The sequence below is a fragment of the Microvirga arvi genome (assembly GCF_016892765.1).
GTDB lineage: Bacteria > Pseudomonadota > Alphaproteobacteria > Rhizobiales > Beijerinckiaceae > Microvirga > Microvirga arvi.
This window is the reverse complement of sequence record NZ_JAFEMD010000019.1, coordinates 99,069-114,954: the sequence shown is the minus strand read 5'-3', so window position 1 is coordinate 114,954 and position 15,886 is coordinate 99,069. Positions and strand designations below refer to the sequence as shown.

Here is a 15,886-nt window from a genome sequence, read left to right as displayed (position 1 = left end):
ATCAGATCCGTGACCTGCGGGCTCGGCTGCAACGCACCAGACGATCAAAAAAGGAGGCATCATGAAAACACCTTCAGGAAGGTGTGCGTCTTCCAGTGCCCAAAGGGAGCTTTCATCCGCAACCGCTGGCCTTTGCGCGAGCGCCCGCGCAGGCGGGTCATCTTGGTGTTGACGTAGGTCTCGTCAAGAAACACCAGACGGTGCGCCTGCTCGCGCATGCGGGCCTGACGTTGATCAGTCCAGACGTGGCGCTCATCCCGCACGTCGGCGCGTGCGCACTCCGCCGCCATCAGGGCTTTTTTTATAGCTGAATCCGCACCGGCACAGAAAGCGCGAGAGCATCGCGGGGGCCGCGACAATCCCATGCTCGTCCAGCAGCCTTGCGGCGAGCTCAGGCATGGTGATGGCCGGCCTTGCCTCGACGGTCTGGATCAGGAAAGCCTCATAGGGCACCAGCTTGCCGCGTCCCGGTGGACGGCCCTGACGGGCCGGCGCCGGTGAGCCGGTGTCCCGCGTGCGCCGCACCAGCTTGATGGCGAAGCTCTCGCTGACGTCAAAGTGCCCTGCTGCCGCCCGGCAGGAATGGCCCGCCTCGACAAAGTCGGCGACGCGCACCCGAAGATCGAGAGAATAGCAATGACCCATGATCCACCTCCCGTTCCAGAGAGTGAATCACAGATCGCACTAGGCTAAAACCCAGGAGTCGAATTTCCAGTCCGATGCTCTAGAACCCGACCAAGTCCAAGGTTGAGAGGGATCTAGGATCCTGGGCTTGGCCGGGAGGGGAGTACAGTCGGGCAACCGGTATCTTAAGATGCGTTGATCCCGCTGAACCAGTGCTGAACGCGGATCAGTCTCTTGCCCCGATTTTGTCCTGGGCTCTCAACGCTCCCAGGCGTCGCCATGAGGGTTATTGGTCTTCACATCCGGCTCACCGAGCCAGGCACAGAGATCCTCCAGAGAAGTGAAGGCATGTTCGATCCTGGTAAAGGGTGCTGGCCTTTGATCTGAAGGCAGATCCTCAAGCAACTCGGCCGTCCACGTGTAAGGCCGATGAGAGCTATTCCGCACTACGCTTCCCATCACGTCGCCATTCAAGAGCAGGTCATAGGCGCCGGGCGCGAGTTGAATCAGGCTGTAGGTCATGAGGGCTCTTACCAGACCCCAGCTGAAGCTCAATCTACTCATAGGCCTTGGCAATAACAGCATTACGACCAGGAGCCATGATGAGGGTCGGGCACTGCCTGGGCAAAGCCACGAACTACAGCGTTTGACCTGATGGCAGTACTGCGGTTCACTTGAACCAAGTGTCCAAGGATATGTCATGTCAGCTAAGTGCCCAAACTGCGCAGAGCCACTGCTGAGCGTAAAATGCTACAGCGTCGATATCGAAAGCTCAGGCGCCCTACAAAGCGGCACGGTCTATGCTTGCCCGGCATGTTCTGCTGCCATCACAATCTCACTAGGAGCGCCGCCGATCGTCGCTGGGACCGTGCTAGAAACCATCACAGATGTGTCAGTCGACCCTGAAGACACACATCCCATCTTACCACAGTAGCCCAGCTTCTCGGTCAGATATTCCCCGACGTGCCGGCCCATGGGCACTCCGGCTGGAGGGTGACCTAAATCATTGATTTTGATACATGGTGCCCCCAAGCTCCACCAGGAAACCAGAGCGTTAGAAGCGGCCGGCTCTAACTATTGAGCTATAGGCCCCACCTCCGGTCATTATGCTGGTCTTCGATGGCCAGCGAAGAGCAGAGCGGCTCGGAACTCAATTGGATCTCCGCCTTTAGGAGTCTGCCCCTGCAACTGCGCACCGGATCGCCATGTCTGAGATTGAGCTCCCCGAGCCTTCCCCTCGAGACAGAACCACGTTGTTCGAGCTGCGGGCGCAACAGTGCCGGTTCGTTGTCTCAGACGAAGGCGCGGAGGCGATCTTCTGTGGCGCTCGGACCCATACCGTATCCAGGCTGGTGGATGGGTCCCGGCGCGTGGTGTAGCTCGACGGAAGCACAGCGGTCGGCCCGCGCCCTCAGTAGCGCCGTAGCGGGCCGGGCGCTGGGCGGGTGGTCATCGGCGATTTCCGGTTAGGGTTGGGTTGCGACATCCACCCGCAACCGAGAGAACCCCCGATGACCAACCCCATGATGGACCTCAAGAGCCTGGTCGAGAAGACCCCGGACGCCGATCTGCTACGCGAGATGATCGGCTTTGCGGGCGAACGCCTGATGGAGCTGGAGGTCGGCGCCCTTGCGGGTGCTGGCTATGGCGAGAAGAGCTCGGAGCGCCTGGCCCAGCGCAACGGCTACCGTGAGCGTGACTGGCACACCCGCGCCGGCACGGTGGAGCTGCGCATCCCCAAGCTGCGCACCGGCTCCTACTTTCCAGGCTTTCTCGAGCCGCGCCGCATGGCCGAGAAGGCGCTCACCGCCGTGATCCAGGAGGCCTACATCCAGGGCATCTCCACCCGCTCGGTCGATGATCTCGTCAAGGCTTTGGGCATGACCGGCATTTCCAAGAGCCAGGTCTCGCGCCTGTGCGAGGAGATCGATGAGCGGGTCAATGCCTTCCTGGAACGGCCGATCGAGGGTGAGTGGCTCTACCTGTGGATCGATGCCACTTACCTGAAGGTGCGCCAGAACGGTCGCATCGTCTCGGTGGCGGTCATTGTAGCGGTAGGCGTCAACAGCGATGGCCGGCGCGAGGTGCTGGGCCTGGACATTGGCCCCTCGGAGGCGGAACCCTTCTGGACCGCGTTTCTGCGCAAGCTCACCCGGCGGGGCTTGCGCGGCGTGAAGCTGGTGATCTCGGACGCGCATGAGGGGATCAAGGCCGCCGTGTCCAAGGTGCTCTGTGCCACCTGGCAGAGGTGCCGGGTGCACTTCATGAGGAATGCCTTGGCGCATGCCGGCAAGAATGGCCGGCGGGTGGTGTCGGCCTTCATGGCCACGGCTTTTGCCCAGAACACGCCCGAGGCGGCTCGACAGCAGTGGCGGCAAGTCGCCGACCAACTGCGTCCCAAGCTGCCGAAGCTGTCAGCCCTGATGGATGAAGCCGAGACGGATGTGCTGGCCTACATGGGCTTTCCTGCTCCGCACCGGACCAAGCTGCATTCGACCACCCCGCTCGAGCGGCTCAACGGTGAAATCAAGCGCCGGACGGATGTGGTGGGCATCTTCCCGAACGAAGCGGCAATCCGGCGACTGGTGGGCGCGATCCTGCTGGAGCAGAACGACGAGTGGGCCGTGCAGCGCGCCCGCTATCTGACACTGGAAACGATGGCGCCGATGAGCGATGATCTCTTGGTCAGCTTGCCTGCCGTGGCAATCTGATCATCCCGGCTCTGGCCGGGGATCGTGGTGATCCGACTTCAGTTACACCACGCCAAGGGACACGATCCAGCTGGTGCCCTTGGCACAGGCGGCTGGTCTACACCAAGCCGCCCAGGGGTGGGACGAAGACCGGGAAGGGATTTGTCGTTCAGAAGCTTTGGTAACCACTGCAAGACAGGAATGCCGGTACCGGTGTCCTGCGCTTTGCCTAGCCAGACGCTAACCCGGCCGGCAGATATCGGTCCAGCGGGCTCCGGCTGAGGATTCAAGAGCGGCATGGCTGCGCTTGGCGCATGCCAGCTCAGCTTTCGGCCGGGTGACACACGCCAGTTCGGCTCACCATCTCGGTGAGGACGCGACCATTCCTCCCGCTCGCGTCGTTCCCTCTGGAAGGACGTATGTCCCACCTTCGGGCCGCTGATCCATCGGCGGCCCTTTTTCTTAGTCCGGCTCGACATCGGTAACCAGGCTATCCGCTTCACATACGTTGCGGGAGCAGGACATTCTAACTTTGCGGCTACAAAGGCAAAGACCGGTAACAAAGATTAAGGAACTTAGGTTTATATAATTCTTTGTTCCCGAATGATTTCAGAAGTTCCAAGACGCCAGGTTTATGGAACTTGGTCAGACGTATCCGGCCGCAACGATCAATTCAATTCTCGAATGACATTCGGTTTACTTCCAAGAAGTGCCACCTCTAGACCTTGAGTCATTGTCCCTTACGTCAGATAGTGAGTGCAGTAGTATTGCTTGAGATCAGAGCTTTTAGAATACCCTGTTGTGTATGCTCGCTGTGCTCCACCATGGCCGCCCGTGCCTGCTCCGGATCACGTAGGCGCAAAACGCCCACGATGTGCCGGTGGTCGTTACTGGTTTCAGGGTTCACGTCACGGCTGAGCGCGCCGAGATAGAAGAGTCGTGTACACTCGTCGAGAAAGGCGGCGACCATCGCCAGCAGGCGCGGGTTGTTGGCACCTTCGGCAATAGCAATATGAAAATCGCGATTGGCTTTCAAGAATGACTGCACGCTCTCACCTTGGGAGGGATCATACCGAGCCTCCGCCAGCGTCTCCAGCCGGTCGAGATCGGCGGGTGTTAGGTTCAGCGCTGCCATCGACGCAGCCGTCCCCTCAGTCATGGCACGAATGGCAAACAGGTCATTGATATCCTTGACGGTCACTGGAGTGACTCTGTAGCCCCGGCGCGGAAACGCTTCGATCAACCCTTCGGCAACCAACCGTCCGAGAGCCTCGCGAACCGGCGTCTTGCTCATCGAGAGCTGATCGGCAAGTTCCGACTCAGAAAACTCGGCACCGGGGCGCAATTCTCCTGAGAGCACCCGTGCCCGCAAGGCTTGGTAGGCTGTCTCAGTCAGCGACAGTTTCTTGCTAGGGGCACCTGTGCCATCGCGCATGGAAATGAGGGTCTGCAACCTGGCGCACTCCTACCGTCGAAGCGTGCGGACCGCATTCAGCACATTCGCTGCAACAGCCCTCCCCGCTTATCTCATCCTTCTCCCTCGGATTTGTTCTTCATGCAAGAGAGTGACACTCGACATGACATATTTTGTAGTATATCACTAGAAATATCACCGGGATCGGACCGAAAACTTCGGTTGGAGGGGCGTTTGGCAGAAGTACTCGTGATCAACCCCAACAGTTCGAAGGCGGTTACCCGATCCATGGAGGGATGCCTCGGTGTGTTTGATGGCAATGGACATCGAATCCGCTGCATGGAGCTGGAAAATGCGCCTCCCGGTATCGAGACCGACGATCATGTGTCCGAGGTGATCCCCCTCCTTCTTGATGCCGCTGTCGATGCCCGCGCCGACGCCATCGTTATCAGTTGTTTCTCGGATCCCGGCATAGGCCGGGTCCGCGCCGCGACACCGTTGCCGGTAATCGGCATCGCCGAGGCCGCCTACTTGGCGGCGCTTGGTCTCGGGGATCGTTTCGGCATCGTTTCCCTCGGGCCCTCGTCCATTGTTCGGCACCGCCGCTATCTCGAAGCCCTGAAGCTCGAGCACCGGCTTGCAGGCGACCGCTCCCTTGACATGACAATCGTCGAGCTTGTCGCGACGAATGTGGTGCAACGGGTCGCGCGCATCGGGGCGGCGCTCCGCGATGAGGACGGGGCCGATGTCATCATCCTGGGATGTGCCGGTCTCGGCGCCTATCGCGCCGCGCTGCAAGCCGAGCTCGGCTTGCCCATCGTCGATCCGGTTCAGGCCGGCGTCGCACTCGCCTGCACCCACGCCGAACTCGGCTATCTGGGGAGGGGCAAATGAGCGTCGATCTTGTCATTCGAGGGACGGTCGTCACCCCTGATGCCACATTGAAGAATGGCTGGGTCGCCATCGAGGGCTGTACCATCCATTCCGTCGGTACTGGAGAAGCTCCAGATGCAAAGGACACGCACAATGGCGGTGACGCCTATATCCTTCCGGGTGTCATCGATGGGCAAACCCATGCTGGCAGCTATCTGGGACTGCCCGGCATCGAGCCTACGACGCGCTCGGCCATTGCGGGCGGTGTCACAACGCTCGTCGACATGCCCTACGATAACCCGGAGCCTTTGAGTTCGAGCACGCAACTCTCCGCGAAGATCGAGGCGATCCACCGCTATGCCCACGCGAACGTGGCCCTTTACGGCACCGTCATGCCCGGCCAGCCGCTGGACGAGGTATTACGACTAGCGGAATGCGGTGTCATCGGCTTTAAGATATCTGCCTTCGAGAGCAGTCCGACCCGGTTTCCTCGCATCGACGCAGCCATGACCCTCGATCTGCTTGAAGTGCTCGCTGCGACCGACTTGCCACTCGGTCTTCACAACGAAGACCAGGAAATTGTCCGCGCTCGCGTGGCGCGGGCCCGCGCGGCTGGAAGCAATGGCATCGCTGCCCATTCGCCAAACCGGCCGCCGGCCGCCGAGCTGGCCTCAACAGCCCATTTCCTTGAGCTCGCCGCAAGCGCTGGCGCCCACGCGCATATCGTTCACATCAGCGTGCCGCGGGGCTTCCAGTTAGTCGATCACTATGCCCGTGACGGATATCGGGCGACAGGCGAACTCTGTGTCCATTATCTTTGGTTCGATCCGGAGCGCGATGGCGAAGAGCTTGGGGCGCGCATGAAGGTCAATCCGCCTATCCGCCCTGGCCAGATCGACGCTCTCTGGCAGGAGTTGGTCGAGGGGCGGGTTGCCTTTGTCAGTTCGGACCACTCGAGCTGGCCCATCGACAATAAATTCACCGACAGCATCTTCGATGCCGGCGCTGGAGTGCCAGGCATGGAAACACTGCTGCCAGCTTTTTTCACGATAGCCAAAGACCGTGGTGCCGATCCCGCTCGAATGACAGCCGACCAGCTCTCGGCACGTCCAGCCCAGTTCTTCGGACTCTACCCGCGGAAGGGTGTGCTCCAGGCCGGTGCTGACGCTGACATTGCGATCTTCGAGGAAGCTGAAACGGTGTGGGACTCCTCGCGCGCCAAGGATGGGCTGCACTGGAGCCCATACGATGGACGTCGCTTTGCCGGACGGGTGGCACGCACCTATCTCGGCGGCGAACTCGCCTATGACGGCAAGTCTGTCATCAACACGCCCGGTGCCGGTCGCTTTGTCGCTCGTGGCACTTCCAGATGGTTTCAATAGGACAAAGCCCGATGAGCGAAGCTACCCTCAGCCGCCCCGATAACGGCGTCGTGGAGAAGGCGATCACCTTCCTCTACTACGTCGACCTAGACAGGGCCTTCGCTTTCTACACGCAGGTGCTGGGCTTTCCGCTGGAGATCGATCAAGGTTGGTCGAAGATCCTGCGCATAGCGGATCATGCCTATGTAGGGCTCGTGGACGAGACCCGTGGCATGCACCGCGCCCATCCCGTCAAGCCCGTGCAGATCTGCATCCGTGTGCCGGACGTCGACGCTTGGCACCACTACCTCTCCGCCCACAAGGTCGCGGCTCTGACCGAGCCAAAGGATAGCCAATCTCTCGGGATCAGAGCATTCGTGCTCGAGGATCCCGAGGGCTACCAGATCGAGGTGCAGACCGCACTTCGATAAATTCCATCGTAGGCAACAGATCGACAAATCAACAAAGGGAACTGAAAATGTTGAACTTACGCATGATCAACGGCCGGAACGCTCTCTTTGCGGCCACCGTATTCCTCGCTTCCACGGCGCTGACCGGCATCGTCGACGCCAAGGCTCTCAAGGTCGGGCTGACATCGGATGCGGTGAACCTCGATCCGCAGGCCGGTGAGGAGCTGTCGAGCAACATTCTCTTCTATCATATCTACGATCCGCTGGTTCGCCGGCAGGCCGACCTGTCGTTCGGGCCCGGCCTGGCGGAAAGCTGGGAGCTGACGGACCCGACCACTTGGGTATTCAAGCTCCGGAAGGGCGTGAAATTCCACAATGGTACGGAGTTCAAGGCATCGGACGTGGTGTTCACGCTCGACCGGCTCAAGAAGTCGTTGATGGCCAACCTCGGCGCCAACATCTCAGCTTTCAAGGCACTTGACGACTATACGGTCGAAATCAAGACGCCCCGTCCCTACGCTGTTCTTCCGAACGATCTTGCCGCTGTCCTTATCCTCAGCGAGAAATACGCAAAGGAAGTTGGCAACGAGAAGGTCGACCTGAAGCCAATCGGCACCGGCCCCTACAAGCTGGTCGAGTGGATCAAGGAAGATCATATCACTCTTGAAGCCAACAAGGACTATTTTGCCGGTGCTCCGAAGATCGATACGGTGACGTTCCGTCCGATCACCAACGGCGCCACCCGCACCGCAGCCCTCTTGACTGGCGAGGTCGATGTTATCCAGGACCTCAACGTGCGTGACGTCAGCCGCGTCAAGTCCGATGAGCGCTATAAGGTTCTCACGCAGCCGAGCCTCCTGAACGTTGTTATCTCGATCGACAACCGCCCCAAGAGCCCGACCATTTCGCTCGACAAGAACCCGATGATGGACCGCCGCGTCCGCGAGGCGATGATACGCGCCATCGATACCGGTGCGATCAACAAGATCATCATGAATGGCCTGTCGACCCCGTCCGACCAGTATGTTCCGGCATCCCATACCGGCCATGTGGATGGCGAGAGCTTCCGCAAGATGTACCCCTTCGATCTCAAGAAGGCGGGTGAGCTGATGGCTGAGGCGGGCTATGCCGATGGCTTTACAGTCACCCTGGACACGACCAACAACCGATACGTGAATGACCAGCAGATCGCCCAGGCATTGGCCTCGATGCTGGGCAAGATCAAGATCGACCTCAAGCTCAACCTGATGCCGAAGTCCAACTTCTTCGGCTACATTCGCGTGCCGAGCAACCAGTCGAGCCTGATCATGAGCGGCTGGGACGTCCCGTCCGGCGACGGCGGCTCGATGTACAGCGTGATGTTCTACTCGCGCGGCAAGAAGGAAGGCTATGGCCAAGTCAATCGCGGCTCCTACTCGAACCCAGAGGTCGACGCCCTGATCGACAAGGCCGACGGGACCGCGAAGCTTGAAGAGCGCGATGCGCATCTTCAGGCGGTCACGAAAATCCTGATGCGGGACATTCCGATGATCCCGATCCACTACGAGCAGGATCTATATGCCGCCAAGAAGAACGTCGATCTGACTCCTCGCGCCGATAAGTTCCTCTGGGCTTACGAAATCGACGTCAAGGAATAAGGCCCGCTGCCTTTTCCATCACATGCGCCGCCGGCCACTCTCGCTGGCGGCGCCTTGTCTTTCCTCTCGGCAACCGATGGAATTACCGTCTTGATTGGTTACCTGATAAAGCGGCTCCTGCAGATGGCGCTGGTACTCTTTGCAGTATCCGTCATCGTCTTCCTGATGATGAGTTTCACCGGCGATCCCGTGTTCATGGTGATTCCGATCGATTCAACGGCGGCTGAAATCGAGCAGGCACGGCGCCTTCTCGGCTTGGACCGTTCTCTCCTCAGTCAATACTGGATCTTCGTGACCAATCTTCTGCAGGGCGACTTCGGTCGTTCATATGTCTTCCGGCAACCTGCAATGGACCTCATCCTCGAGCGCCTGCCTGCGACTATCGAAATGGTCCTGGTGGCAATCACACTGGCAACGGTCATTGCCGTTCCTCTTGGCGTCTTTGCGGGCGCAAATCCGAACCGTCCAATCTCACGCGGCATCATGGCCGGCTCGCTGCTCGGCATTTCCCTTCCGGGCTTCTGGGTCGGCATGATGCTGATATTTTTCTTTTCGGTCCGGTACCAGTTCCTGCCTTCCTCCGGACGCGGCGAAACGGTCCAGTTTCTGGGATTGCGCTTGTCCATTCTAACCGGCGACGGCTGGTCTCATATTATTCTTCCCGCCGTCACCCTTGCCCTAGCGACCCTTGCCATCATCTTGCGCATCACCCGCGCCGGCATGATGGAAGTGATGCGGCAGGACTACATCCGTTTCGCCCGCGCGAAGGGTGCCTCGCGGTGGCATATCCTGTTTGGCCACGGCTTGAAAAACGCGCTCATCCCTGTGGTGACGATCTTCGGCCTTCAACTCGGCGACCTGATCGCTTTTGCCACCATCACCGAGACTATCTTCGCCTGGCCTGGCACCGGCAAGCTTCTGATCGACTCGATCTATCGCGGCGACCGTCCGGTGATTGTGGTCTATCTGATGCTGACCGCCTTCATCTTCGTCGCCATCAATTTCATCGTCGACATCGTCTACACGATGATCGACCCGCGCATCGCCGTGAAGTGAGGATGACATGACCCCGTTCCTCTCCTCGGAATTTGCCTTCAACTATCGCAGAAACCTTCCGGCGGTCCTCGGAAGCGCCCTGTTGGCCGTTTTTGCCCTCATGGCCGTTCTTGGCCCGCTGCTCGTGCTCCAGGACCCCTACGACGTGTCGCAGCTTGAGCTGATGGACAGCTTCAAGCCGCCAGCTTGGCTGGAGGGGGGCGATGGCCGCTACCTTCTCGGGACGGACGGTCAGGGCCGAGACGTATTGGCGTCCATCGTGTACGGCGCGCGCATCTCCGCATTCATCGGGCTCACCGCGATGGCCTTATCTTGCATGATCGGCACCACTCTCGGATTGCTGTCGGGATACTACGGCGGCACGGTCGACAGCGTGATCATGCGCGTTGCCGACATCCAGCTCTCGTTTCCCTCAATGCTGATCGCGTTATTCATGATGTCGGCCTTCGGCACCGGAATCGTCATGGTCTTGATTGCCCTGACGGCCGTTGGCTGGGTGGTCTATGCCCGCACGGTTCGGGGATCGACATTGAGCGAAATCCAGAAGGAATACATCCAGGCCGCCCGCGTCGCCGGGCTCAGCGATCTGCAGATTATCGTGCGGCACGTCCTGCCGAACGTCATGACGCCGCTCATCGTGGTGTCCACCATCCAAGTCGGCACCTTCATCCTCATCGAAGCCTCCCTGAGTTTCCTCGGCGTCGGCGTTCCGATCACCGAACCCTCGTTGGGACTGTTGGTGAAAGAAGGATTCGACGTCCTGTTCTCCGGGATCTGGTGGACCTCTGCCTTTCCTGGCCTGTTCATCATGTTTCTCGTTTTCGGCATCAATCTGTTCGGCGATTTCCTGCGCGACGAACTCAATCCCCGTCTGCGGTGAAGGATGAAGAGAGATGCGCGATGAGTGAAACGCTGCTCGATATCCGTGGGCTGAAAACCCATTTCCATACCTTTAGCGGCTTGGTGAAGGCGGTCGATGGCGTGAGCTTCGACGTGAGGAAGGGCGAGGTCGTCGGCCTTGTCGGTGAGTCCGGTGGCGGAAAGTCGGTAATCGGTTTCTCGATCCTGCGGCTGATCGAGCCGCCTGGCCGGATCGAAGCCGGCGAAATCCTTTTCGACGGCGAGGACCTTACCAAGAAGAGCGAGGTTGAGATCCGCGCGGTACGCGGTGGCGAAATCGCCATGGTGTTCCAGGATCCGATGACATCCCTCAACCCGGTCTACACTATCGGGCGCCAGATGGATGAGATGCTCCAGCTCCATACCGAGCTCGCAGAACCCGCCCGCCGGGCGCGCTGCATACGCATGCTGGAGGACGTTGGAATTTCCGAAGCGGAAAGCCGGCTTAATGCCTATCCGCACCAGTTCTCCGGAGGCATGCGTCAGCGTGTTGTGATCGCCATTGCTTTGTTGGCCGGCTCACGGCTGATCATTGCCGACGAACCGACCACGGCGCTTGACGTGACCGTGCAGTCGCAGATCCTCAAATTAATGCGGCGCCAGATCTCCGAGCGGGGAGCTGCAATGATCCTCGTCACCCACGATCTCGCCGTGGTGTCGGAAATGGCCGACCGGATCGTGGTTCTCTATTGTGGCAGGGTGGTTGAGCGGGGCCGCACCGAAGACGTAATCGCCCATCCGGCTCATCCATATACCCGCGGCCTGCTGGACAGCATTCCCCGCATCACAGACCGCCAGCATCGACTGCGGCAAATCCCAGGCACGGTCCCTGACATCCGCGAGCTTGGATCGGGATGCAGTTTTCGGGAGCGCTGCTTCCGTGCCCAGCCACTCTGCGCGGAAAAGACGCCGGAGCTTGCCCCGGTTCGGCAGACGCTTGACGCCGCCTGCCATTTTCCACTTGAGGAGACCAAGGCATGACGACACCCGTTTTGGAGGTTCGGGGCCTTGTGAAAGCCTTCCCCGTCGGCGGGGGAATTTTCGAAAGACTGCGCTTCAGAAAAGGGCAGCTATTGGCGCCTCAAAAGATCCTTCGTGCAGTCAACGGCGTGAACCTGTCGATCGCACCCGGGGAGGTGATGGCGCTGGTGGGGGAGTCAGGCTGCGGTAAGTCGACGGTCGCCAAAACCATCGCGCGGATCTACGAGCCGACGGCTGGCGAGATCCGCATCGACGGCCAGGATGTGTCGCATCTGGGTTTCCGGGAGATGCGTCCCGTGCGCCGCAAGCTGCAGATGATCTTCCAGGACCCCTATGCTTCCCTCGATCCCCGTCAACGAGTGAAAGACATTGTGATCGAGCCCCGGCGGGCTCAGACTGGGCGCACGATGAGCCGCAAGGCTCTTGAGGAAGAGGCGGTGGCGCTCCTTGCCCGTGTCGGCCTCAACGCCGAGCAGGCGAACCGATACCCGCATCAGTTTTCCGGCGGACAGCGGCAGCGCATCGGCATTGCGCGGGCGCTCTCGGTGCGTCCAAAGCTCATCATCGCCGATGAGCCCGTTTCCGCGCTCGACGTCTCGATCCAGGCCCAGATTCTCAACCTGATGATGGATCTTCGGGACGAATTCGGCCTGTCTTACCTGTTCGTCTCCCATGACCTGTCGGTCGTTCATCATATCGCCGACAAGATCGGCGTGATGTATCTCGGCTTTATGGTTGAGACCGCCAGCCGCGACCAGTTGTTCAACCAGCCGAAACATCCCTACACGAAGGCCCTTCTTTCGGCCGCGCCGACAGTTGACAAGGCTCTGCGCAAGCCGGAGATCGAGATCACCGGCGAGGTTCCAAGCGCCCTGCGCCTCCCTCATGGCTGTTGCTTCCGCACCCGTTGTCCACTCGCTTTCGACCGCTGCGCTGCGGAGCGCCCTGCCCTCCAGGCACAGCCCGACGGCAGTTCCGTCGCCTGTCACCTCCACGACCAGACATCCGTAGCTCGGAGTGCATAATGACCCCCACCGTCACGATACTTCAGCCGCGCCTTCGATTAGACGATCCCCATGACTGCACCGACGCGAACGACGTGCTCGCCGTCTTCGACGCGATTTTCGACGGGTTGGTTCGACACGGTCATGATGGCGGCTTCGTTGCCGGATTGGCAGACAAGTGGCAGGTGAGCGCTGATGCCCGGCACTGGACGTTCACCCTCCGAGACGGGCTGACATTTCACGACGGCTCTCCGTGCGATTCGGAAGCCGTTTGTCTTTCCCTGCGCCGCATGGCCCGTCCGGACAAGGGTTATACCCTTGGCGCACCCGGTGTCTGGCACCAGTACCTCGGCAATGCCGCTATAGAGGCGCCTGACCGGTTGACCGTCGAGATCCATCTGTCGAAGCCGATTGCCGACCTGCTCGATGTTCTGGTCTACGGATATGTGGTCGCTCCGTCGGCGTTCGGCCATTACGAATCCGACGATACCACGCTGCCGGTCGGAACCGGGCCCTATCGCGTGACCGAGGTGGTCGAAGGCCAGGAAATCCGGTTGCAGCGCTTTGACGGCTGGTATGGCGTTGCGCCAGCCAATGACTCGATTTGCTTTAAGCTGGAGCCGGATGCCTCAAAGCGCCTTGCCTTGCTGCAAGCAGGGGAAGCCCAGGTCGCAAACAGTCTTGATTTTCGAGCCTCCAAGGCTCTGGAGGATCATAGTGGCTTCACGCGAACTGTGTCGCTGGTCCCGGTAGCGATCATTTATCTCTTCAACGCGGCACGTGGCCCCCTCGCGGATCTCCGGATCCGTCAGGCGCTCAATCTTGCAGTCGACCGGCACACTCTGATCGCCAACGTCGTCCATGGTGCAGCCCAACCGCTGACAGGCTTCGTGAGCCCTGCTCACTTCGGAGGCATGCCACCGGCCGATGCCGGCCCCGATCTCGAAGCAGCGCGGCGCCTCATCGTAGAGGCCGGCTATGCGGATGGTCTTGTCATCGAAGTCGATTGCCCGACACGACTGCCCGATGAGGCCGTCGCTCTGACGGCCGCGGTAGGAGAGCAACTATCCACCATCGGTGTATCGCTGAACGTACACTTCCATGAAGATCGCGAGGCTTATGCCCACGGAGTGCGGCGGAAGAAGGTGCGTGACATGTGCGTCTTCGATTCAAGCCCGTTGAGCACCTTCCGGGTGCTGGCCGAGAAGATCGATGCCCGCGTGGAGGGCTCCTGGTGGCTCGGTTTTCACAACGGTGAAGTCGAAGGGTTGCTCGATGAAGGTCGGCGGACGCCCGACGATGCAGCGAGGGAAGGCATCTACCGTCAGGCTTACCAAGAACTTCAGGCCGATCCGGCTTGGCTGTATCTCTACAATCCCCTGCGGGTAACAGGATTGTCTGGATCTCATCCTGACTGGCGAATGCGCTCGGATGGTGTGCTCGACGTTACCGCCCTGCCCGCCTTCGCCCATCGGGAGACGCAGGTATGATCCAAGTTGATTTGGTTATCACCGGCGGAACAGTCATCTCGATGGATGCTACGCGGCGGATCATCGACCGAGGTGCCATGGCGATCTCCGGCGACCGGATCGTAGAGGTGGCCGCAGCTGACGAGATCGCCGCTCGCTACACTGCGCCTAAAACCATCGATGCGTCCGGCAAGGTCGTTATACCCGGCCTCATCGACGTGCATGCCCATGCCGGCCATGGGCTGATCAAGACCATGGGCATGGAACAGGCCGGCGATTGGGAGGACATTTGCAACGCTGCCTACACAACAGGTTCGAACCCGGAGTTTTGGTACGCGGAAGCAAAGCTCGCGGCGCTGGAACGCCTACATTTTGGCGTGACAACCGGCGTATCGCTGCTCGGTGGCGGCGACACCATTATGCGCACCGACGATATAGCCTATGGCCGCGCTCATTGTGAAGGCGTGACCGAGATAGGAACCCGGTCCGTCGTAGCCGTAGGACCCACGCGCCCGCCGCATCCCCTCACCTATGGAACCTGGACCGAGGGACATCGTTCCAACCGCCCAATCAGCTTCGAAGACCAGTTCGCGGTCAGCCGCGCCCTGCTTCGTGAATGGCACGGTACCAGCCGCATTCGTATCGCGCTTCTATCCCCTGTGCTGCGCGACGAGCATGAAGACAAGATGTCTGCAGAGGACTATGCGCAGGCAATCCATCAAACCCAGATTGTACGCGGACTTTCCCGTGAGGCAGGCGTCGTGTTCACCCAGGATGGGCACTGGCGGGGCTCGGTGAAACGGGCTCACGCTATGGGCATTCTAGGGCCTGACGCGCTGCTCTCGCATGCTATCGACATCACGCTGGAAGAAGTCAGGATCATTGCCGATACAGGCACGCGTATTGCTCATAATCCAAGCGCTATCGCATCGATCATGGGACGCTGCCCTGCGGTCGAGTTGATCGAAGCCGGTGCTATAGTCGCTATCGGCTCCGATGCCACCGCTCCGGACCGCTCCGGCGATATGTTCCGCCACATGCAGCAATGCATGCATTACCACCGCACTCATTTCCGGGATCCGAGAGTGTTGCCGCCAGGCAAGGCCTTGGAGATGGTGACGATCGATGCAGCAACAGCTCTTGGTCTCGATGCCGAAATCGGGTCACTGGAAGCGGGAAAGAAGGCGGATATCGTCTTGGTCGACATGGCGCGGCCTCATCTCGCGCCCTTCCATATGCCGGCGTTCCATCTCGTCTATTTCGCCAATGGCAACGATGTTGACACTGTGATTGTCGACGGCGAGGTGCTCCTGGCGGGAGGTCGGCCGCTGCGCACCGACACTCGCGCCGTTATTGATGAGGCCAATCGTGAGGCCGAAGCTCTGGTCGCCCGCATGGGGCTCCAGGCAGTGATTGGCCAGCCGGATGGTTTTTTCAGCCATAGCCGTTATCCGACACACTAGAGGA

At 60.1% G+C, this 15,886-nt stretch carries 15 protein-coding genes; 11 read left to right on the top strand and 4 right to left on the bottom strand.

What is annotated here, in order from left to right; translation table 11 throughout:
• Positions 1-59 precede the first annotated feature (59 nt).
• From ILT44_RS14090 to ILT44_RS14080, 3 genes are all read right to left on the bottom strand, one after another.
• Positions 60-218, bottom strand: coding sequence for a hypothetical protein (locus tag ILT44_RS14090; protein WP_204240226.1), 159 nt, complete (start codon positions 216-218; stop codon positions 60-62).
• Between the two features lie 34 nt (positions 219-252).
• Positions 253-645, bottom strand: coding sequence for a helix-turn-helix domain-containing protein (locus ILT44_RS14085; protein WP_204240225.1), 393 nt, complete (start codon positions 643-645; stop codon positions 253-255).
• A gap of 237 nt (positions 646-882) precedes the next feature.
• Complete coding sequence (locus ILT44_RS14080) at positions 883-1,146, bottom strand: hypothetical protein (RefSeq protein ID WP_181054622.1); 264 nt, start codon at positions 1,144-1,146, stop codon at positions 883-885.
• Positions 1,147-2,135: 989 nt separating this feature from the next.
• Here ILT44_RS14080 and ILT44_RS14075 point away from each other — a divergent pair.
• The gene (locus ILT44_RS14075) at positions 2,136-3,335 is read left to right on the top strand and encodes an IS256 family transposase (protein ID WP_204240224.1); all 1,200 of its coding nucleotides are present in this window, start codon (positions 2,136-2,138) and stop codon (positions 3,333-3,335) included.
• 724 nt (positions 3,336-4,059) lie between these two features.
• Here the strand turns inward: ILT44_RS14075 and ILT44_RS14070 are convergent.
• Positions 4,060-4,767, bottom strand: a complete 708-nt coding sequence (locus ILT44_RS14070; protein ID WP_204240223.1) for a GntR family transcriptional regulator — start codon at positions 4,765-4,767, stop codon at positions 4,060-4,062.
• Between the two features lie 195 nt (positions 4,768-4,962).
• On the opposite strand from ILT44_RS14070, the gene ILT44_RS14065 reads away from it, so the two are divergent.
• The 10 genes from ILT44_RS14065 to ILT44_RS14020 all read left to right on the top strand — a co-directional run bounded on the left by ILT44_RS14065 (position 4,963) and on the right by ILT44_RS14020 (position 15,882).
• Complete coding sequence (locus ILT44_RS14065) at positions 4,963-5,622, top strand: aspartate/glutamate racemase family protein (RefSeq protein ID WP_204240222.1); 660 nt, start codon at positions 4,963-4,965, stop codon at positions 5,620-5,622.
• Positions 5,619-6,983 carry a dihydroorotase gene (locus tag ILT44_RS14060; RefSeq protein WP_204240221.1) on the top strand — a complete coding sequence of 455 codons (1,365 nt, stop codon included), beginning with the start codon at positions 5,619-5,621 and terminating at the stop codon, positions 6,981-6,983. The genes ILT44_RS14065 and ILT44_RS14060 overlap by 4 nt, the downstream gene beginning before the upstream one ends.
• An 11-nt stretch (positions 6,984-6,994) precedes the next feature.
• The gene (locus tag ILT44_RS14055; protein ID WP_204240220.1) at positions 6,995-7,393 is read left to right on the top strand and encodes a VOC family protein; all 399 of its coding nucleotides are present in this window, start codon (positions 6,995-6,997) and stop codon (positions 7,391-7,393) included.
• 47 nt (positions 7,394-7,440) lie between these two features.
• Positions 7,441-9,009 carry an ABC transporter substrate-binding protein gene (locus tag ILT44_RS14050; protein WP_204240219.1) on the top strand — a complete coding sequence of 523 codons (1,569 nt, stop codon included), beginning with the start codon at positions 7,441-7,443 and terminating at the stop codon, positions 9,007-9,009.
• A 90-nt stretch (positions 9,010-9,099) separates the two neighbouring features.
• The gene (locus ILT44_RS14045; protein ID WP_204240218.1) at positions 9,100-10,065 is read left to right on the top strand and encodes an ABC transporter permease; all 966 of its coding nucleotides are present in this window, start codon (positions 9,100-9,102) and stop codon (positions 10,063-10,065) included.
• Between the two features lie 7 nt (positions 10,066-10,072).
• Positions 10,073-10,945: an ABC transporter permease gene (locus ILT44_RS14040; protein ID WP_204240217.1), complete on the top strand. Its 873-nt coding sequence runs from the start codon at positions 10,073-10,075 to the stop codon at positions 10,943-10,945.
• Positions 10,946-10,965: 20 nt separating this feature from the next.
• The gene (locus ILT44_RS14035; RefSeq protein WP_204240216.1) at positions 10,966-11,946 is read left to right on the top strand and encodes an ABC transporter ATP-binding protein; all 981 of its coding nucleotides are present in this window, start codon (positions 10,966-10,968) and stop codon (positions 11,944-11,946) included.
• Positions 11,943-12,971, top strand: a complete 1,029-nt coding sequence (locus tag ILT44_RS14030; RefSeq protein WP_204240215.1) for an ABC transporter ATP-binding protein — start codon at positions 11,943-11,945, stop codon at positions 12,969-12,971. The genes ILT44_RS14035 and ILT44_RS14030 overlap by 4 nt, the downstream gene beginning before the upstream one ends.
• Positions 12,971-14,440 (top strand): ABC transporter substrate-binding protein, encoded by a 1,470-nt coding sequence (locus ILT44_RS14025; RefSeq protein ID WP_204240214.1) that lies wholly within the window; start codon positions 12,971-12,973, stop codon positions 14,438-14,440. The genes ILT44_RS14030 and ILT44_RS14025 overlap by 1 nt, the downstream gene beginning before the upstream one ends.
• Positions 14,437-15,882 carry an amidohydrolase family protein gene (locus tag ILT44_RS14020; protein ID WP_204240213.1) on the top strand — a complete coding sequence of 482 codons (1,446 nt, stop codon included), beginning with the start codon at positions 14,437-14,439 and terminating at the stop codon, positions 15,880-15,882. Before ILT44_RS14025 ends, ILT44_RS14020 begins: the two co-directional genes overlap by 4 nt.
• Positions 15,883-15,886 lie beyond the last annotated feature (4 nt).